The sequence below is a fragment of the Rhizobium sp. 01N48 genome (genome assembly GCF_056399145.1).
Window position 1 is genome coordinate 132,618 of sequence record NZ_JBFTQT010000008.1, and the last position, 17,171, is coordinate 149,788.

20 protein-coding genes are annotated in these 17,171 nt (G+C 63.4%); 9 read left to right on the forward strand and 11 right to left on the reverse strand.

Going from position 1 to position 17,171, the window contains the following annotated elements; translation table 11 throughout:
- Positions 1-114: 114 nt before the first annotated feature.
- The 3 genes from AC1DOG_RS16730 to rpsU (AC1DOG_RS16740) all read right to left on the reverse strand — a co-directional run bounded on the left by AC1DOG_RS16730 (position 115) and on the right by rpsU (AC1DOG_RS16740) (position 2,452).
- On the reverse strand, positions 115-1,176 hold the full coding sequence (locus tag AC1DOG_RS16730; protein ID WP_477929540.1) for an NAD(P)/FAD-dependent oxidoreductase: 1,062 nt from the start codon (positions 1,174-1,176) through the stop codon (positions 115-117).
- A gap of 32 nt (positions 1,177-1,208) precedes the next feature.
- Positions 1,209-2,072: a tetratricopeptide repeat protein gene (locus AC1DOG_RS16735; RefSeq protein WP_113197885.1), complete on the reverse strand. Its 864-nt coding sequence runs from the start codon at positions 2,070-2,072 to the stop codon at positions 1,209-1,211.
- Positions 2,073-2,206: 134 nt separating this feature from the next.
- Positions 2,207-2,452 carry a 30S ribosomal protein S21 gene (rpsU, locus tag AC1DOG_RS16740; RefSeq protein WP_113197884.1) on the reverse strand — a complete coding sequence of 82 codons (246 nt, stop codon included), beginning with the start codon at positions 2,450-2,452 and terminating at the stop codon, positions 2,207-2,209.
- 410 nt (positions 2,453-2,862) lie between these two features.
- Between rpsU (AC1DOG_RS16740) and AC1DOG_RS16745 the strand changes: the two genes are divergently transcribed.
- The 4 genes from AC1DOG_RS16745 to AC1DOG_RS16760 all read left to right on the forward strand — a co-directional run bounded on the left by AC1DOG_RS16745 (position 2,863) and on the right by AC1DOG_RS16760 (position 5,036).
- The gene (locus AC1DOG_RS16745) at positions 2,863-3,009 is read left to right on the forward strand and encodes a hypothetical protein (RefSeq protein ID WP_018899826.1); all 147 of its coding nucleotides are present in this window, start codon (positions 2,863-2,865) and stop codon (positions 3,007-3,009) included.
- Between the two features lie 139 nt (positions 3,010-3,148).
- Entirely contained in the window at positions 3,149-3,388 is a 240-nt protein-coding gene (gene rpsU, locus AC1DOG_RS16750; RefSeq protein ID WP_018899825.1) for a 30S ribosomal protein S21, read from the forward strand.
- A gap of 34 nt (positions 3,389-3,422) precedes the next feature.
- Positions 3,423-3,647 (forward strand): hypothetical protein, encoded by a 225-nt coding sequence (locus AC1DOG_RS16755; RefSeq protein WP_112982644.1) that lies wholly within the window; start codon positions 3,423-3,425, stop codon positions 3,645-3,647.
- Positions 3,648-3,854: 207 nt separating this feature from the next.
- Entirely contained in the window at positions 3,855-5,036 is a 1,182-nt protein-coding gene (locus AC1DOG_RS16760; protein ID WP_477929543.1) for a vWA domain-containing protein, read from the forward strand.
- A gap of 67 nt (positions 5,037-5,103) precedes the next feature.
- Here AC1DOG_RS16760 and AC1DOG_RS16765 read toward each other — a convergent pair whose 3' ends face one another.
- The gene (locus AC1DOG_RS16765; RefSeq protein WP_477929545.1) at positions 5,104-5,844 is read right to left on the reverse strand and encodes an SDR family oxidoreductase; all 741 of its coding nucleotides are present in this window, start codon (positions 5,842-5,844) and stop codon (positions 5,104-5,106) included.
- Between the two features lie 121 nt (positions 5,845-5,965).
- Between AC1DOG_RS16765 and AC1DOG_RS16770 the strand changes: the two genes are divergently transcribed.
- Positions 5,966-6,889 (forward strand): LysR family transcriptional regulator, encoded by a 924-nt coding sequence (locus AC1DOG_RS16770; protein ID WP_477929547.1) that lies wholly within the window; start codon positions 5,966-5,968, stop codon positions 6,887-6,889.
- Positions 6,890-6,945: 56 nt separating this feature from the next.
- On the opposite strand, the gene AC1DOG_RS16775 is transcribed toward AC1DOG_RS16770, so the two are convergent.
- From AC1DOG_RS16775 to AC1DOG_RS16785, 3 genes are all read right to left on the reverse strand, one after another.
- Entirely contained in the window at positions 6,946-7,383 is a 438-nt protein-coding gene (locus tag AC1DOG_RS16775) for a VOC family protein (RefSeq protein WP_477929549.1), read from the reverse strand.
- A gap of 14 nt (positions 7,384-7,397) precedes the next feature.
- Complete coding sequence (locus tag AC1DOG_RS16780; RefSeq protein WP_113237479.1) at positions 7,398-7,664, reverse strand: DUF2277 domain-containing protein; 267 nt, start codon at positions 7,662-7,664, stop codon at positions 7,398-7,400.
- A 106-nt stretch (positions 7,665-7,770) separates the two neighbouring features.
- Positions 7,771-8,001, reverse strand: coding sequence for a DUF930 domain-containing protein (locus tag AC1DOG_RS16785; RefSeq protein ID WP_477929551.1), 231 nt, complete (start codon positions 7,999-8,001; stop codon positions 7,771-7,773).
- A gap of 398 nt (positions 8,002-8,399) precedes the next feature.
- On the opposite strand from AC1DOG_RS16785, the gene AC1DOG_RS16790 reads away from it, so the two are divergent.
- Genes AC1DOG_RS16790 through AC1DOG_RS16805 form a run of 4 tightly spaced genes read left to right on the forward strand, consistent with a single transcriptional unit; the run spans position 8,400 to position 13,538 of the window.
- The gene (locus tag AC1DOG_RS16790; protein ID WP_477929553.1) at positions 8,400-9,653 is read left to right on the forward strand and encodes a sarcosine oxidase subunit beta family protein; all 1,254 of its coding nucleotides are present in this window, start codon (positions 8,400-8,402) and stop codon (positions 9,651-9,653) included.
- Positions 9,654-9,665: 12 nt separating this feature from the next.
- Complete coding sequence (locus tag AC1DOG_RS16795; protein ID WP_016557053.1) at positions 9,666-10,007, forward strand: sarcosine oxidase subunit delta; 342 nt, start codon at positions 9,666-9,668, stop codon at positions 10,005-10,007.
- Complete coding sequence (locus AC1DOG_RS16800; protein WP_477929555.1) at positions 10,004-12,997, forward strand: sarcosine oxidase subunit alpha; 2,994 nt, start codon at positions 10,004-10,006, stop codon at positions 12,995-12,997. The genes AC1DOG_RS16795 and AC1DOG_RS16800 overlap by 4 nt, the downstream gene beginning before the upstream one ends.
- Positions 12,990-13,538, forward strand: a complete 549-nt coding sequence (locus AC1DOG_RS16805; protein WP_477929557.1) for a sarcosine oxidase subunit gamma — start codon at positions 12,990-12,992, stop codon at positions 13,536-13,538. Before AC1DOG_RS16800 ends, AC1DOG_RS16805 begins: the two co-directional genes overlap by 8 nt.
- A gap of 267 nt (positions 13,539-13,805) precedes the next feature.
- Here AC1DOG_RS16805 and AC1DOG_RS16810 read toward each other — a convergent pair whose 3' ends face one another.
- The 4 genes from AC1DOG_RS16810 to glgX form a co-directional block, all read right to left on the reverse strand.
- Complete coding sequence (locus tag AC1DOG_RS16810; protein ID WP_402931316.1) at positions 13,806-13,931, reverse strand: hypothetical protein; 126 nt, start codon at positions 13,929-13,931, stop codon at positions 13,806-13,808.
- On the reverse strand, positions 13,928-14,161 hold the full coding sequence (locus AC1DOG_RS16815; protein WP_113197877.1) for a hypothetical protein: 234 nt from the start codon (positions 14,159-14,161) through the stop codon (positions 13,928-13,930). The genes AC1DOG_RS16810 and AC1DOG_RS16815 overlap by 4 nt, the downstream gene beginning before the upstream one ends.
- A gap of 31 nt (positions 14,162-14,192) precedes the next feature.
- Positions 14,193-14,678: a MaoC family dehydratase gene (locus AC1DOG_RS16820; protein WP_477929560.1), complete on the reverse strand. Its 486-nt coding sequence runs from the start codon at positions 14,676-14,678 to the stop codon at positions 14,193-14,195.
- Positions 14,679-14,767: 89 nt separating this feature from the next.
- Positions 14,768-16,723, reverse strand: coding sequence for a glycogen debranching protein GlgX (gene glgX, locus AC1DOG_RS16825; protein ID WP_477929562.1), 1,956 nt, complete (start codon positions 16,721-16,723; stop codon positions 14,768-14,770).
- Between the last annotated feature and the right edge of the window lie 448 nt (positions 16,724-17,171).

Consider the following 17,171-nt stretch of genomic DNA (forward strand, 5'->3'; position numbering starts at 1 on the left):
TTTTTACTCCCAATAGCCTGCTATCGACCCAGGGCATGTTAGGGGCAGGGGGAAATGGTTGCAACACACTAAAACATGCCAGAGGGCATTTGTCGGAAAGCGTGCTTTAGGGTGTCAGAGGAAGCGGGTGGGCCGGAAGGGCGTGAGCATCGGATCGTTCTCGCCCTGCAAAATCTCGCTGGAGGCGAGCAGGCCAGCCAGCGGCGCCAGTGTCACTCCTGAGTGCATGACGGCGATATAGAGGCCGTCGCAGGCGTCACCGATCACAGGAAAACCGTCCTTCGGTGTCGGGCGGTAGCCGACGGTGAAGAAGTCCATGGCGAGCGACTGGCTGTCGGCAAGTGCTGCCTTCACCTTGGCGAACAAGGCTCGCGCCGTCGCATGCTGGTCTTCGCCCGGCTGAGCACCGCCGAAATCGCTGCCGGCGATGATGCGGCCCTCAGCGGTCTGGCGCATGTGCAGTTCCGGCGCCATGACGAGGCCGTTCAGCCGTCTTGCATGCGGGCGGGAGTGGACGATGAGGCCGGCGGGCGTTTCGATCTGAAGCGTGATGCCGATGCTTGCGGTCAAGGGTGCTGTGCCGGCGCCGGATGCGAGGACGACATGATCGGCCTCCATCACGCCTGCCGACGTCACCACGCCGGAGATGCGCTCGCCGGTGCGCAACAGCCCGCGCACGGCGGCGTCGATGACGGTCGCGCCGCGCGTCTTGGCATCGGCGAGCATCATGCGGGCGGCGGCGACAGGCTCGACGGCGCCTTCCTCGGCAACGGCGACGGCATGGTCGGGATGATTGGCGAGATGAGGCTCGCGCTTACGGATCGCATCGCCATCGACGCGTTCGATGCCGTAGCCCCAGGCGCCATGCTCCGCGATGAAGGCTTCCAGCCGCTCCGGCGGCAGGTCCCAGGAGAGGCTGCCGCACCATTCGAGCGGCAGGCCGGGCAGTTCGCCGGCCAATCTCTTCCACTCGGCCATCGAGCGGCGGCGGAAGCGATAATAGAATTCGGGATTGCCCCAGCTGGCGTTGATCCAGGAGAAGGAGCAGGGGGTGGCGACGCCGCCATTGTCCTCGGCGACGACGGTGACCCTGGCGCCATCGCGGGCAAGATGCCAGGCGATGGAGGTGCCGATGATGCCGGCGCCGACGACGATCACATGCGGTTTGGCAGCCATCGTCGTCTTCATCCTTCGCTGATTAGGCTGGATCAGCCGGCGGCGCTGACGCGGGCGAGGCCGTCCTTGGCAGGCTGGTACTTCGGGCTGAGGCCGATGGCGTGGCGATAGGAGCGGGCGGCCTTCTGCTTGTCGCCGCGACGCTCATAAACCAGCGCCTGGTTGGCCCAGCTCTCGGCGATGTTGCCGTTCAGCTCGATCGCGTGGTTGAAGTCGGCGAAGGCGTTGTCGTCGTCATTGAGCGCGATGTAGGAGATGCCACGGCCGTTATAGGGCTCCGGCGAGTTCGGCGACAGCGAGATCGCCTTGGAGAAATCGTCGATCGCCTTGTCCTGCTGGTTGCGCTTCTGGAAGATCAGGCCGCGATTGTGGTAGGCGCGGCCGTCGGTGGTGCCGTTCTGGATCGCCTTGTTGAAATCGTTGAAGGCGGCGTCGTCCTGGCCGGCGGTGCGGTAGACGTTGCCGCGGCCGATCAGAGCCACGTCGTAGTTCGGGTTGATCTGCAGTGCCGCGTTGTAATCCTGGATCGCCTGCTGCTGCTGGCCCATGTTGCGGTAGACGAGCGCGCGGTTGGCGTAGGCCTGGTAGAACTTCGGATTGATCTGCAGGGCGGTGTTGAAATCGTTCAGCGCCGCGCGGAAATCGCCACCGCGACCATAGGCGGAACCGCGAACGTTGTAGCCCTCGGGGTCGCGCGGGTTGGCGTTGATGACCGAGGTCAGCGATGCGATGTTTTCCTGCGAGCCCTGGGCCTTGTCGATGCGGATGACGGCATCGGAGGTGCTGTTCGTGGTGCAGCCGGCGAGGCCGAGAGCGGCGACCAGCGCCAACACGGGCAGGGCGGTCATTTTCGTCGACGAACGCAAGGATCGGGCATTCAACATCGTATCAGCCATGCGGGCTCGTTTTCCCCATTACGGCCGGCCGGTCTTGAGACGGGCAGGCTAAGCAGCAAACAAAAAAGGCGGTGGCGACCAGATCGCCCCCGCCAACATGCATCTGAAAACGTCGAAATAACGACGGGAACGCCTTAGCGCGCGGAAGAAGCTCCACGCGACGGAGCAACGCCGCTTTCGCGCTGAAGGCGCTTGCGGGCCAGCTTGCGAACGCGACGAACAGCTTCGGCCTTTTCGCGAGCGCGCTTTTCCGAAGGCTTTTCGTAGTAGTCGCGCATCTTCATTTCGCGGAAAATGCCTTCGCGCTGCATTTTCTTCTTGAGAGCGCGGAGAGCCTGGTCAACATTGTTGTCGCGGACGAGTACCTGCACGAGAATCACGTTCCTTTGGTTCGGTTGATGCCTGGGTCATCCCAATGACAGAGGCAAAAAATGTTCATTCCGCGCGGCAGCGCCTCGCGATTGGTGTGCGGGATAGCAGATCACTTGGCCGAAGTCCATATGGATCAGCGGGTTTCAGCCGAAAAAACCCTGCAATCCAGGCTCGCATTGGCGCAAAAGGTATTTTCCCCCTCGCATCGCGCCACAAGCGGCCGATGCGACGCCCGAAAGCCCGTGACGGCAGGGGGTAGAGGCTAATTCCGGTTCGTTCCTTGCATCGGCTGCCGTTTGCACTATAATTGCGCCATCGACTATTGCTTGTGACCTTTGTCAAAGAGCCCAATCGCTCCGTCAGATCTCCTCTCAAAATCGATCATGCCCGGCACGCAATTGCTGGGAAATGCCTCGCATTGGAAGTGATCATTGGTATCGCTGCGAGGATCGGCTTTTTGCCGGTCGCCTCAGGATTTCGATCCTCCGGCGCAGCAGTACAGACCGTTTCGGGGCCCTGGGTCTCGATTGTTGAAATTGCCGGCGGCGATTTCGGCACCACTTAGCCGGCATCCTCGATGCCAGACACGAAACCGCGACGATTGCCGTCAAGACATCCCGGCCTCGCTTATGGCGCCAAGGGCGGGAAACAGTTTTCGGCTCGTCACAAACCGGCAATTCGTTGCCGCAAGAAAGGAATACAATTTGCAGGTTCTCGTCAGGGATAACAATGTCGACCAGGCGCTCCGCGTCCTGAAGAAGAAGATGCAGCGCGAAGGTCTCTTCCGCGAATTCAAGGCGCGCAGCGCCTATGAAAAGCCGTCGGAAAAGCGCGTGCGCGAAAAGGCCGAAGCCGTTCGCCGCCAGCGCAAGCTGACCCGCAAGAAGCTGCAGCGCGAAGGCCTGCTTCCTGCACCGAAGAAGGCCGTGCGTCCGGCCCGCTAAAGGCTGGCCCAACGCTTAGATGTAGAGAGCACAGATGACTTCAGACAATGAATTCTTCAACCAGGCCAAGCTCTCGTCTCGCGATAAGGCTGTCGTGACCGACACGACGGCCCGTGCGATCATTTCAGCCGAGGCCGCGGCTCGCGAATTGAAGACGGAGAAGCTCAAGGCTCTCCGCCTGCAACGCGCTGCCGAGGCCCCGCCTGAGGCCGAACCCGTCAAGAAAAAGCGGGCAACGTCCAAGACCGCGTCGTCCTGATCTCGGAGCCCCCGATCGGGCACGCGTCATTCCTCCCGACCATCGGTTGATTGTGCACATCGGCATCGGGCCCCTTTGGGTCTGTGTCGCCGATCTGCGTTTTATTCCTCTGTTCTAAAATGACCCGGACTTCTCGGTAGGCTTACCTCCGGTTAAGTGCGATTCAACGTGCGATGGCACTTTTGCGCCGCGTGCTCGTTTTTGAGCATGCTGTACGTTCAAGAGATAAAGCGTCTCCTGAGGCGCCGGGATGGAAACTTCGGCATCACCACCGCGCTCGTGCTGCCTATTCTCGTCGGTGTGGCGGGGCTGGCGGTCGATACCGCAAACCTTTCCCTGTCGCAGCGCCAGCTGCAGGAGGCGACGGATGCGTCGGCGTTGGCCGTCTCGACCGCGCTTGCAAAGGGAACTGCCGACGAGACCTCGGGCAAGACGCTGGGGCTCGATTTTCTCTCCGGTCAGGTGGCTAGTGTCGCCGGCAGTACGGCTGCGGCCGCCGCCAAGCAAGCGGCCACGGTGGCGATCACGACGACGACCACCGCAGCCGGCAAGAATTTCGTGGTGGCCGTGAATGCGTCGATGCCGGTGACCCTGTCGCCGCTGAGTGCGCTTATCGCCGGCAATACGAAGACCGTGTCCGCCGGCAGCAAGACCACCAGTGGCTCAGGCACAACGAAGAACGGCATCTCGATCGAGCTTTTGATCGACGCATCGACATCGATGGCCGACGATGTGAACGGTTTGAAGTGCACGCTCGGCCTGCTTGGCATCTGCCTCATCACCCCGCCTGGCTATTACGCCAAGATCGACGCGTTGAAGAGTGCCGCGGGCAAGCTGTTCGACTCGCTCGACAAGTACGATCCGACCCCTCGCTATGTGCGAAGCGGCGCGATCTCCTATACCAGCAGCATCAAGGGGCAATCGGCGATGGCCTGGGGCACGACAGACGCCCGCAACCACGTCAAGAACATCACAATCGTAGGAAATAGCGGCACCGACGCGACGGCGGCTGTGAAAACGGCGAATGCAAATATCGCCCAGAACTCATATGGCACGGACAAGGAAAGCGTCGAGCAGGCGAAGAAGCTCAATACGAGTTCAGACCGCATCATCGTGTTGATGACCGATGGCGACATGACCGGCGACAGCAGCACATGGAACAGCAATCTCGATCAATCCGTGCGCAATGAATGCACCAACGCCAAGGCGGCCGGCATCAAGATCTACACGGTGGCGTTCATGGCGCCGGACAAGGGCAAGGCGCTCTTGAAATTCTGCGCCTCCACCGAAGCAAACTATTACGAGCCGAACACGATGGATGCGCTGACGGCGGCGTTCAGTTCGATCGGCGAGGCGGCGACCAAGACGATGAGCCGGCTGACGAATTGAGAAACGGAAACGGCTCGCCGCTCAGTTTAAGAAGAGGCGAGCTGCGGCATCACAACATTGATATCGATCAGAATTCCTGGGCGGTCGGGCGCAGGACGATCTCGTTGATATCGACATCGTCGGGCTGTGAGATGGCATAGGCGATGGCGCGGGCGACGGCGCTTGCCGGAATGGCGATCTTGTAGAAGTCGAGCACGGTCGATTGCGCGGTACCCGTCGTGTTGTGCTTGAGCTCACTGTCGACGGCGCCGGGCTCAATCGAGGTGACGCGAACCTTGGAGCCGACTTCCTGGCGCAGACCATCAGAGATGGCGCGGACGGCGAACTTGGTGCCGGAATAGACGGTGCCACCCGGCGCGAAGACCTTGATGCCGGCAACCGAGCTCAGGTTGATGATGTGGCCGCGGCTCTTCTCGAGGAAGAAGGGCAGGGCGGCGGCGATGCCATAGAGCGTGCCCTTGATGTTGACGTCGATCATCGCGTCCCATTCCTCGGTGTTGACCTCGGCCATCGGACGGATCGGCATGATGCCGGCATTGTTGATCAGCACATCCAGCGTGCCGAAATCGGCGATCACGGCGTCGGTGACCTGCTTGACCTGGTTCTTGTCTACGACGTCGAGCTGGTAGGCGCGAGCTTCGCCGCCAGCCTTGGTGATTTCGGCGACAACGTCATCGAGCTTGTCCTTGCGGCGGGCGGCGATCGCGACGCGGGCGCCGTTGGCTGCCAGATGGCGCGCGGTTTCAGCGCCGAGGCCGGTGCTGCCACCGGTGATGAGTACGACTTTACCCTTGATGTTCTCGCTCATGATCGTTCTCCTTGTTTCGGCCAGACTGTGTCGGCCTTCGATGAGGGGATCATGCGCCTCGGATATCTATTTCAGAAATTTATTTGTTTGATCCTAGATATTCACCGTGCATTATAACTGCATGCGATACGACCTCAATCTGCTGCCCGTCTTCGTGACCCTGATGGAAGAGCGCAATGTCACGCGCGCCGCCGACCGCCTGGGGATCACCCAGCCGGCGCTCTCCAACGCGCTGGCGCGGCTGCGCGTCGTCATGCGCGATCCGCTGTTCGTGCGCGAGCGCTATGGGATGCAGCCGACGCAGATGGCGCTGGAGTTGGCGCCCGTCATCGCCACCGCGCTGGCGGCGATCGACGGGGCGGTGCTCGGGCAACAGGAGTTCGATCCCGCAGAGGCCGATCTCTCCTTCACCATCGCGCCCAACAGCTATGTCGAATATGTGCTGATGCCCGCCATCGTCGCCAGGCTGCGCGAGACGGCGCCGGGGATCAGGCTTCGGCTGACGCCCTATGGCAACGACCTCATCGAGACCGGTGTCATGTCGGGCACGACGGCCATGGTGCTCGGCCGCATCGTCGAGCCGCCGGACAATCTGGTGGTGCAGCATCTGATGGATGAGGGGCTCGCCTGCGTGATCAGGGCCGATCATCCGGAGGTCTCCGGTAGCCTGTCGAAGGAGCAGTACGAGCGTATGCGGCATGTGAATGTCGTGCCCCATGGCCGCTTGCGCGTCGGGTTGTTCCAGGCGCTGGAGCAGCGCGGGCTACGGCGTGAGGTGGCGGTGTCGGTGACGCATTTCCTGGCCGTGCCGGAGATGATCGCGGTCACCGACTATTGCGCGACGCTGCCGAGGCTGATCTGCCGGCACCTGGCGGCCGACCCCAGGCTGAAGATCGTGCCGGCGCCCGTCGATCTCGGCAGCTTCCCCGTCGATCTCGCCTGGCACGTCCGCCACCGCAACGACCCCGCCCACCGCTGGCTGCGCTCGCTGATTGCGGATGTGGCGCGCGAGGTCTCGGAGGTGCGGTGGACGCCGGGAGGGTGAGGGGAGCGGCCGGCTTGAGGCTGCGTGGGCGACGGCTCAAGCCGAGATCGGTGCCCTCAATCCAGTTCCTGGGCAAGACCGATCAATAGCCCTCCGGGACCCCTGATATAGCAGAGCCGATAGGCGTCCTTGTATTGCACCAGTTCGCCTTCAAGCCGGGCGCCGCGTTTGCCGAGGCGTTCGAGCGTGTCATCGATGTCATCGACGGCGAACATGACGCGGAGATAGCCGAGAGCGTTGACCGGGGCGTCGCGGTGATCGGCGATGATGTCAGGCGAGATGAAGCGGGAGAGTTCGAGGCGGCTGTGGCCATCCGGCGTGCGCATCATGGCGATCTCGACTTGCTGGTCGCCGAGCCCGGTGATGCGTCCGGCCCACTCGCCCTCGACCATGGTACGGCCCTCCAGCTCAAGGCCGAGTTCGCGGAAGAAATCGATCGTCTCGTCGAGGTCGTCGACGACAATGCCGACATTGTCCATGCGCTTGACCGCCATGCGTCAGGCCTCCTTCACGCGAAACGGAGTGCCGATTTCGCACGCGCCTTGGCGGCCACTTCCTCGCGGTCGCGGGGTGGCTGCGAGGTCTCCAGCGTGTCCAGCAGCTCACGGGCGCAGGCGGCGATCGACGCGACGGCGGCCTCGAAGGCTTCCTCGTTGCGTTTCGACGGCTTGTTGGTGCCGCTCAGCTTGCGCACGAACTGGAGTGCCGCATCATGGATTTCCGCGTCGGTTGCCGGCGGGTCGAAATTGAACAGGGGTTTGATATTCCGGCACATGCCTTGCCTCCCTTTTCTCGTCATGCCGCCCGGTTGGCTGCGGCGTGACCTATAAGGGAAGCTAGGCGAGGGGGCGGCGATTGCAACCGCAAGCGATGTCAGCCGCTTATGGATAAAGATAGTAGCGCGTCCAGTCCTTGCGGGCGATGATCGCGCCGCGCTTGAAGGCGAAGGCGACGATGGACAGGTGGTCGGGGCTTGTCGTGCAGGCATAGGACAGGCGGTACCAATCGCCGTTGCGGCGGAACACCGCGCCATCCGCATCGACATGCACCGCCGTGCGCTTGGGATGCGAGAAGGTGTAGGAGATGACCTTGTCGGCCTGCAGGCGATCCATCGCCTCGATGTCGCAACGCTGGTCGAGCTGATCTGCCGGGGTGACTTCTTGATCTGGGTGATCGTTCTGCCGTCGAGCGCGAGCGCGTTGGTCGAAAGGGCCGAGATCGCGAAAAGGGCGAGGCCCATCTGGGGGAGTAGCTTTGCCATGCGGCGCGACTAGCATGCGCTTCAAAGCCCGATCAAGGGCGGAGCCGGACGTTTGTGCCCAGATCACGACATTGCTATTTCGGTGTCATCTCGCTCGTCCGGTCGAGTTCATCCGTCGCATCCGCTGCAATCGCGCGCGTGTCAAAACAAAAGCGCATCGGCGTCGCAAAAGAAACGTTGTGCCGCATTTCGATTTGCGATTTGTATGGCCGACGACAGGGGATTTTCCCCGCAAGGAGATCAAGGCGGATGCGCAGATATTCGGTTTTTGCCGTGGCACGTGAGGCTCTGAGGGGCCACAAGGGCTGGGACAAGCAATGGACGTCGCCGGAGCCGCGCGCCGAATACGACGTCATCATCATCGGTGGCGGCGGACATGGCCTGGGCGCGGCCTATTATCTGGCCAAGGAGCATGGCATCACCAATGTCGCGGTGCTCGAAAAGGGCTGGCTCGGCGGCGGCAATACCGGCCGTAACACGACCATCATCCGCTCGAACTATCTCTATGAAGAGAGCATGCACATCTACGAGCATTCGATGAAGCTCTGGGAGAACCTCTCGCAGGATCTCAACTACAATGTCATGTACTCGCCGCGCGGCGTGATGATGCTGTCGCACAATGTGCACGACCAGCAATCCTTCAAGCGCCATATCCATGCCAATCGCCTCTACGGCATCGACAATGAATGGCTGACGCCGGAGCAGGCCAAGGCTTATTGTCCGCCGCTCGATATCTCCGCCAGTGCCCGCTATCCGATCAATGGTGCCGCCCTGCAGCGTCGCGGCGGCACGGCGCGCCACGATGCGGTTGCCTGGGGCTATGCGCGTGCTGCGTCCGATCGCGGCGTCCACATCATCCAGAATTGCGAAGTGACCGGCATCCGCCGTGGCCCCGACGGTCGCGTCACCGGTGTCGAGACGTCGCGCGGCTTCATCGGCGCCAAGAAGGTGGGCGTTTCGGCCGCCGGCCACACGACCACGGTCATGAATATGGCCGATGTGCGCGTGCCGCTGCAATCAAGCCCGCTGCAGGCGCTGGTATCGGAACCGCTGAAGCCGATCTTCCCCTGCGTGGTCATGTCCAACACGGTGCATGCCTATATCTCGCAGTCCGACAAGGGCGAGCTCGTCATCGGCGCCGGCACCGACCAGTACAATTCCTACAGCCAGACCGGCGGCCTGCAGATCATCACGCATACCCTCGATGCCATCTGCGAGCTCTTCCCGATGTTCCGCCGCGTCAAGATGATGCGCCAGTGGGGCGGTATCGTCGACAATACGCCTGATCGTTCGGCCATCCAGTCGAAGACGCCGGTTCCGGGGCTCTACGTCAACTGCGGCTGGGGCACCGGCGGCTTCAAGGCGACGCCCGGCTCGGCCAATCTCTTCGCGCACCTCATTGCCCGCGACGAGGCGCACAAGTTCAATGCCGGCCTGACGCTGGACCGCTTCCGCACCGGCCGTCTGATCGACGAAGCCGCCGCCGCAGCCGTCGCGCACTGACACGAGGACATCATGCTTCTTATCTATTGCCCATACTGTCAGGAAGAGCGCTCAGAGCTCGAATTCCGCGGCGCCGGCGATGCGCATATCGCCCGCCCGACCAATATCGCCGAGATCTCCGACGAACAGTTCGAGGAGTTCTTCTTCCTGCGCGACAACCCGAAGGGTCTGATCTTCGAACGCTGGCGCCACCAGCACGGATGCGGCCGCTTCTTCAACGCAGCGCGCGACACGATCAGCGACAAGTTCATCATGACGTACAAGGCCGGCGAGCCGAAGCCCGATATCGGTGCCGCGGCCGCGCCCCATGCTCCCGTCGAGACCTATGAGCAGCTCGAAGGAGAAGCGAAATGAGTGCTGCGAACCGCATATCAGGCAAGGGCCGCCTGACGCCCGCCAAGACCGCGCGCTTCACCTTCGACGGCAAGACCTATACCGCGCTCGAGGGCGACACTGTCGCCTCGGCGCTGATTGCCAACAACATCCATCTGGTCGGCCGCTCGTTCAAGTATCACCGCCCGCGCGGCATCTTGTCTGCCGGCGCCGAGGAGCCGAACGCGCTGATCGACGTGTCACGTGACGCCGCCCGCAAGCAGCCGAACGTGCGCGCCACGGTGCAGGAAGTGTTCGACGGCATGATCGTCGAATCGCAGAACCGCTTCCCGTCGCTCGCCTTCGATATCGGCGGCATCAACAACCTGCTCTCGCCGTTCTTTGCGGCCGGCTTCTACTACAAGACCTTCATGTGGCCGAAGGCCGCCTGGAAGAGCCTCTACGAGCCGATCATCCGCCGCGCGGCCGGCCTCGGCGTTGCGCCGAAGGAAGCCGACCCGGATCATTACGCCGGCCGTTACGCGCATTGCGACGTGCTTGTCGTCGGCGCCGGCGTGGCTGGCCTTTCGGCGGCATTGGCTGCGGCGCAGACCGGCGCAAAGGTCATCCTCTGCGACGAGCAGGCCGATGTCGGCGGCGCTCTGCGCTACGATAGCGGTGTCACGATCGACGGCCTTTCCGGCTACGAGTGGGCGCAGAAGACGGTTGCTGCTCTGAAGGCGATGGACAATGTGCAGGCGCTGACCCGCACCACCGCTTTCGGCTACTACAACCACAATTTCGTCGGCCTCGCCGAGCGCGTGACCGACCATGTCGCGAACCCGAGCCGCCATCTGCCGCGCGAGCGTCTGTGGCAGCTGCGCGCCAAGCGCGTCATCCTCGCCAACGGCGCCATCGAGCGCCACATGGTGTTCCCGAACAACGACCGTCCCGGCATCATGCTGGCATCCGCCGCGCGCATGTATCTCAACCAGTACGGCGTTGCCGTCGGCCAGAAGGTCGGTGTCTATACGGCGCATGACTCGGCCTATGAGGCAGCCTTCGATCTGAAGCGCGCGGGCGTCGAGATCGCGGCGATCGTTGATTGCCGGCAGACGCCGGGTGCGGCCGTGTTGGCCGAGGCCCGTTCGCTCGGCATCGATGTTCTGTCGGGCCAGTCGGTCGTCAACACATCCGGCAAGCTGCGCATCTCGTCGATGACGGTTGCCCGCAACGGCGGCGGCTCGCCACGCAAGATCGCGGTCGATGCTCTGCTGGTCTCCGCCGGCTGGACGCCTTCCGTGCACCTGTTCTCGCAGTCGCGCGGCAAGGTGAAGTTCGAGCCGGAAACGCAGCGCTTCCTGCCCGGCACCTATGCCCAGGATTGCCTCTCCGTCGGCGCCTGCAACGGCACCGACGACCTGCAGCGCACGATCGAGGAATCGCTGGCGGCAGGCGAGCTGATGGCGCAGGCCGCCGGCAAGACGTCCGCTGGCAAGATCAGCATCTCGGCCGAGCAGGCGCATCAATGGACCGGCGGCATGATCGGTGCGGCCGAAGGGGCGGGTCCGGAGACCAGCGCCAAGGCCTTCATCGATTTCCAGCACGACGTCTGCGCCAAGGATATCCGCCTTGCCGTGCGCGAGGGGATGCACTCGATCGAGCACATCAAGCGCTTCACGACCAACGGCATGGCCTCCGACCAGGGCAAGCTCTCCAACATGCACGGTCTGGCGATTGCCGCCGAGATGCTGGGCAAGGAGATCCCGCAGGTCGGTCTCACCACCTTCCGCGCGCCCTACACGCCTGTCACCTACGGCACGCTGATCGCGCATTCGCGTGGCGAGCTGTTCGACCCGACGCGCAAGACGCCGCTGCATCAGTGGGAAGAAGCCCAGGGGGCGGTGTTCGAGGATGTCGGCAACTGGAAGCGTGCGTGGTTCTACCCACGCGCCGGCGAAACCATGCACCAGGCGGTCGCGCGCGAATGCAAGACGGCGCGTGATGTTGCCGGCGTGTTCGATGCCTCGACGCTCGGCAAGATCGAGGTCGTCGGACCTGACGCGGCCGAGTTCATGAACCTGATGTATACCAACGCCTGGGACACGCTGAAGCCGGGCAAGTGCCGCTACGGCATCATGACCCGCGACGATGGCTTCGTTTATGACGACGGCGTCGTCGGGCGTCTGGCCGACGATCGCTTCCACGTGACGACGACGACGGGCGGCGCGCCGCGCGTGTTGAACCACATGGAAGACTATCTGCAGACCGAATTCCCGCATCTGAAGGTGTGGCTGACGTCTGTGACCGAGCAGTGGGCGGTCATCGCCGTGCAGGGTCCGAAGGCGCGCGAGATCATAGCTCCGCTGGTGGAAGGCGTCGATATCTCCAACGAGGCCTTCCCGCATATGAGCGTTGCCGAGTGCACGGTCATGGGCGTTCCGGCGCGTCTCTTCCGCGTGTCGTTCACCGGCGAGACCGGCTTTGAAATCAACGTGCCGGCCGATTACGGCCGGTCGGTTCTCGAAGCCGTCTGGGCCAATGCAGAGCCGCTAGGCGCCTGCGTCTACGGCACGGAGACGATGCACGTGCTTCGCGCCGAGAAGGGCTATATCATCGTCGGCCAGGACACGGATGGCACCGTGACGCCTGACGATGCCGGCCTCAACTGGGCGGTGTCGAAGAAGAAGACCGACTTCGTCGGCATTCGCGGCCTGAAGCGGCCGGATCTCGTCAAGGAAGGCCGCAAGCAGCTGGTCGGCCTCGTCACCAAGGACCCGACGCTGGTGCTCGAAGAGGGCGCGCAGGTCGTGGCCAACCCGAACGAGCCGAAGCCGATGACGATGCTCGGTCACGTCACCTCGTCCTACTGGTCGGAAAACCTTGGCAAGTCGATCGCCTTCGCGCTGGTCGCCGGTGGCCGCAAGCGGATGGGCGAGACGCTCTATGTGCCGATGCCGGACAAGACGATCGCGGTCGAGGTGACGGATATGGTGTTCTTTGACAAGGAAGGAGGCCGCATCAATGGCTGATACGGCAGTTCGCACATCCGTTCTCACGGGCAAGCAGGGCGGCTCCGCCAGCGTACGGCTGACGGCGGCGCCTCACGCCACGCGCGTTGCGCTTCGCGCACCGGCGGAATCGCTTTCGGCTATTTCGTCGGCGCTCGGCGTCACCATTCCCGACGCGCCGAAGACCTCGGGTCGCAAGGGCGGCCGCGCCGCTCTTTGGCTTGGGCCGGACGAATGGCTGGTCATCGACGAGAGCGGCGCCGACCTCATGGGCGCGCTGAAGGACGTGGGCGTCGTGCATTCGGCAACCGACGTCTCGCACCGCAACGTCGCGATCATCGTCTCCGGCCCCGGTGCCGAAACGACGATCTCCACCGGTTGCCCGCAGGATTTGTCGCTCGAAGCCTTCCCCGTCGGCGCCTGCTCGCGCACGCTGTTCGGCAAGGCCGAGATCGTGCTCTTCCGCACCGAGGAGGACACGTTCCGGGTGGAATGCTGGCGCTCCTTCGCGGACTTCGTGTTCGGCCTGCTCGCCGAGGGCGCTGAGGATGCGGGGCACTGAGCTTCGCCGTGTTGTGATTATGAGATCGGGGATGGTGCGAGGGCGCCGTCCCCGATTTGCTTCCCCTTGCGCGACGTCCTCCTCTGGCTTGTCCCGAGGATCTAAGCACGTCTCCGAGGGTTCAACGGTTATGGCTCAAGGCTGTGAGGGCCGCAGCCTCAGCCCGCCGTCGTGTAACGGCAATTCACGTCCAGTGCTGATTGACCCAAGGCAGATGCTCGGCACAAGACCGAGCATGACGTCGCGTGCGGGGCTGGCGTAGCCGACCTACTCGCCCGGCTGATCGCGATGCTTGCGCCACTCGCGTTCGTGCCAAAGAACAACGGCATAGGCGAGGATGCCGATAATAGCCGGTAGGCCGAATGATATGAACAGCAAGGCGCCAGTGTTCATGGCTTCAATCCCTTCAGCGTTCGTCTCGCCAGAGAATGTAGTATCGCAGCAATCAAAAGCCAACCTGCAAGATAGCAGACAAGCCACAGGCTGGGTGTCTGAATGAAATTGCCGATCCCGTAGAGCACGCCTGCGATCGGGGTGACGATGCCGACCGTGAAGCAGGCGGTGGATGCCCGGTCCAGCGCGTTGGCCAGGAGCTTGATCTGTTCATTCTCAACCAAGCTCATCGCCGCCCTCCGCGCGCTATATCCGTCCCGCCTAGTGGTCCTCCGGCCGATCCTTCGGGTCGAACTGGATGATCGTCGTCCAGCGGGCTGTCAGCGCCGGCTTGCGTTCGTTTTCGATCTCGATCGATACGTCGTAGGTGGTCATCAGCATGCCGCCGCCGCGGAAGCGGGCTTCGGCGAGGATGAAGTGGCCGCGGATGCGGGCGCCGGATTTGACCGGGGCGACGAAGCGGACGGTGTCGAAGCCATAGTTGATGCCCATGGTCTGTTCGCGCACCTTGGGCAGGCAGTCGTAGTTCATCGCCGACAAGAGCGAGAGCGTCAGGAAACCATGGGCGATCGTGCCGCCAAAGGGGCTGTCGGCGGCGCGGGCCGGATCGACATGGATGAACTGGTGGTCGTGGGTGGCGTCGGCGAAGGCATTGATCATCGTCTGATCGACGACGATCCAATCAGAAAGGCCGGCTTCCGTGCCGACCAGCCCGCGGACATCCGCGAGCGAGATTTCCTTGACCATCAATTCCTCTTGAAAAAAGCTGCTTCGAAAAGACTTACAATGGCTTCGTGACAATTACGACAAGGATATTAGTACAACTTACGGGCGCGTCAATTTCCTACAAGAAAAGAAACGGATCGGGCCGCCACGCGCGCCTGGTTCTGCGGCTCGGAGCCTTCCTCTTCTTCAGCCCGGCGCCATGTCGCATCGGCGGGCAGCGAAAACGTCTGTTGTGATTGGGCGCGGTTGAAGAGCACGGCCAGCCTGATTTGTTTGCCGGTGTGTACGTCCTCGGTTTGAACGATCATGCCGAGCGTGGCGAAATCTGGCGTTTCCCAATCCGACACGGCCATCGGCTGGCCTGAGGGCGCGATCCAGGTGACGTCGCCATCGCCCTTGAAGAAGGCGAACTGCGCGAAGACATCGAAGCGTTTGCGCAGTGCCGAGACGAAGGCGGTGTGGGCGATCAGATCTTCGTCGAGTGCTGCCCAGTCGACCCAGGTGATGGCGTTGTCCTGGCAATAGGCATTGTTGTTGCCGCGCTGGCTGCGGCCGCCTTCGTCGCCGGCCGTCAGCATCACCGTGCCGCGCGTCGTGAATAGCGTGGAAATGAGAGCTTTCAGGTCGGAGCGGCGGCGCGCGATGATTGCGGGATCGTCGGTCTCGCCTTCGATGCCGTTGTTCCAGGAGTGGTTCTCGTTGTGGCCGTCGCGGTTGTCCTCGCCGTTGGCCTCGTTGTGCTTGCCGGCGTAGGAGACGAGGTCGTTGAGCGTGAAGCCGTCATGGGCGGCGAGGAAGTTGACGCTGCGGGTGGCGGTGGCGCCGCCCCGGGCGAAGATGTCGGAGGAGCCTGACAGTGCCGAGGCCAGAGCGCCGGTCTTGTAGTGGTCGCCGCGCCAATAGCATCTGAGGTCGTCGCGGGCGCGGTCGTTCCATTCGAGGAAGGGGGCGGGGAAGTTGCCGAGCTGGTAGCCGCCGGGGCCGATGTCCCAGGGTTCGGCGATCATGATGCGGTCGCGCAGAACCTCGTCGTCGAGCATCGCCTTCAGCGTTTCGCCGTGGGCCTCGAAGCCTGATGCGGTGCGGCCGATGATCGGCGCGAGGTCGAAGCGGAAGCCGTCGATGCCGGCGTTAGCCACGAAATGGCGGAGCGTGTCGACGATCAGCTGGCGGACATAGGGGTGGTCGCAGGCCACCGTGTTGCCGGTGCCGGTGTCGTTGACCAGCGTGCCGGGTTGGCCGGGGACGTGGCGCAGCAGCGATCGGTTGTCGAGGCCGCGCATGGAGAGCGTCGGGCCGAAGCGGTCGCTTTCGCCGGTGTGGTTGAAGACGAGGTCGAGGATGACGCCGATGCCTGCCTCATGCAGCTTGGCGACGGTGTCGCGCAGCTCTGTCATGCCGCCCGGGGCGAGGCGCGGGTCGAGCGCCATGAAGGTGACGGGGTTGTAGCCCCAGCCGTTGGTGAGGCCGAGCGGGGGGAGGTGGCGCTCGTCGATCCAGGCGGTAATCGGCATCAGCTCGATGGCGTCGACGCCGATGCGCTTGAGGTGGGCGATGACCGAGGGGTGGGCAAGGGCCGCGATGGTGCCGCGCTGTGCCTCCGGCACGTCCGGGTGTTGCATGGTGAAGGGGCGGACGGCGACTTCGTAGATGAAGCCGCCGGGGCGGAAGATGGGGGCTGCGGGCTTGACGGCGGTGTCGCGGGTGACGATCGCGCGGGGGACGAGGTGTTGCGTGTCGGCGCCGAATTTCGAGAGCAGCGGGTCGTAGCGGAAGGGGCGGTCGACCTCCGTCGCGTAGGGGTCGACAAGGAGTTTGGCGGGGTCGAACCAAAGGCCGTCGTCGGGGGCGTAGGTGCCTTTGGCGCGGTAACCGTAGCGGGCGCCGGGGGCGATGCCCTCGACGAAGAGGTGGTGGAGGTCGTCTTCTCCTCGCGTCATCGGCAGGCGGTCGGTTTCGCGGCCGGTCTGGTCGAAGAGGCAGAGGTGGAGCTTCGTGGCCTCGCTGGAGCGCACGACGAAGATGGCGCCTGTGGCGGTGAGGGTTACGCCGGAAGCGAAGGGCATGGGGAGCTAGGTCCTTGTTCCGGGGGGATGGTTGATGGGGGTGGGTTTAATAAGGTTGACGTGGTGCCTGTGGCCCCCTCATCCGCCCTACGGGCACCTTCTCCCCGTTGGGGCGAAGGGAAGATGGAGCGAGCGGCCCGCTCCGGGTCTCTTCTCCCCAGCGGGGAGAAGGTGGCGGCAGCCGGATGAGGGGGCTGCACGGTAGGAGGTACGAGGTAAAAGTTAGCTAGGGTTGCGCTGTGTTTTTGGGCAAATAGGGAGGTCGGCATGTGGTGTTACCCCCCTCTGCCCTGCCGGGCATCTCCCCCACAAGGGGGGAGATCGCAAGCGGCTAGCGCTCGCCCAGCTTGAAAGGTTGCCTTGGCGGAAACGCTAAGTTCGAGGAAGGATACCGATCGGTGCTCCCAGCCGATCTCCCCCCTTGTGGGGGAGATGCCCGGCAGGGCAG

What these genes read in the sequence shown, in the direction of transcription:
- AC1DOG_RS16765 (WP_477929545.1), bottom strand. Translation starts at nt 5,844, where the DNA reads ATGAGCGAGAACATCAAGGGTAAAGTCGTACTCATCACCGGTGGCAGC.
- AC1DOG_RS16810 (WP_402931316.1), bottom strand. Translation starts at nt 13,931, where the DNA reads ATGAACACTGGCGCCTTGCTGTTCATATCATTCGGCCTACCGGCTATT.
- AC1DOG_RS16820 (WP_477929560.1), bottom strand. Translation starts at nt 14,678, where the DNA reads ATGGTCAAGGAAATCTCGCTCGCGGATGTCCGCGGGCTGGTCGGCACG.
- AC1DOG_RS16775 (WP_477929549.1), bottom strand. Translation starts at nt 7,383, where the DNA reads ATGGCGGTCAAGCGCATGGACAATGTCGGCATTGTCGTCGACGACCTC.
- AC1DOG_RS16780 (WP_113237479.1), bottom strand. Translation starts at nt 7,664, where the DNA reads ATGTGCCGGAATATCAAACCCCTGTTCAATTTCGACCCGCCGGCAACC.
- AC1DOG_RS16735 (WP_113197885.1), bottom strand. Translation starts at nt 2,072, where the DNA reads ATGGCTGATACGATGTTGAATGCCCGATCCTTGCGTTCGTCGACGAAA.
- AC1DOG_RS16760 (WP_477929543.1), top strand. Translation starts at nt 3,855, where the DNA reads ATGCTGTACGTTCAAGAGATAAAGCGTCTCCTGAGGCGCCGGGATGGA.
- AC1DOG_RS16785 (WP_477929551.1), bottom strand. Translation starts at nt 8,001, where the DNA reads ATGGATCGCCTGCAGGCCGACAAGGTCATCTCCTACACCTTCTCGCAT.
- glgX (WP_477929562.1), bottom strand. Translation starts at nt 16,723, where the DNA reads ATGCCCTTCGCTTCCGGCGTAACCCTCACCGCCACAGGCGCCATCTTC.
- AC1DOG_RS16770 (WP_477929547.1), top strand. Translation starts at nt 5,966, where the DNA reads ATGCGATACGACCTCAATCTGCTGCCCGTCTTCGTGACCCTGATGGAA.
- AC1DOG_RS16795 (WP_016557053.1), top strand. Translation starts at nt 9,666, where the DNA reads ATGCTTCTTATCTATTGCCCATACTGTCAGGAAGAGCGCTCAGAGCTC.
- AC1DOG_RS16805 (WP_477929557.1), top strand. Translation starts at nt 12,990, where the DNA reads ATGGCTGATACGGCAGTTCGCACATCCGTTCTCACGGGCAAGCAGGGC.
- AC1DOG_RS16800 (WP_477929555.1), top strand. Translation starts at nt 10,004, where the DNA reads ATGAGTGCTGCGAACCGCATATCAGGCAAGGGCCGCCTGACGCCCGCC.
- AC1DOG_RS16755 (WP_112982644.1), top strand. Translation starts at nt 3,423, where the DNA reads ATGACTTCAGACAATGAATTCTTCAACCAGGCCAAGCTCTCGTCTCGC.
- AC1DOG_RS16815 (WP_113197877.1), bottom strand. Translation starts at nt 14,161, where the DNA reads ATGAGCTTGGTTGAGAATGAACAGATCAAGCTCCTGGCCAACGCGCTG.
- AC1DOG_RS16790 (WP_477929553.1), top strand. Translation starts at nt 8,400, where the DNA reads ATGCGCAGATATTCGGTTTTTGCCGTGGCACGTGAGGCTCTGAGGGGC.
- AC1DOG_RS16730 (WP_477929540.1), bottom strand. Translation starts at nt 1,176, where the DNA reads ATGGCTGCCAAACCGCATGTGATCGTCGTCGGCGCCGGCATCATCGGC.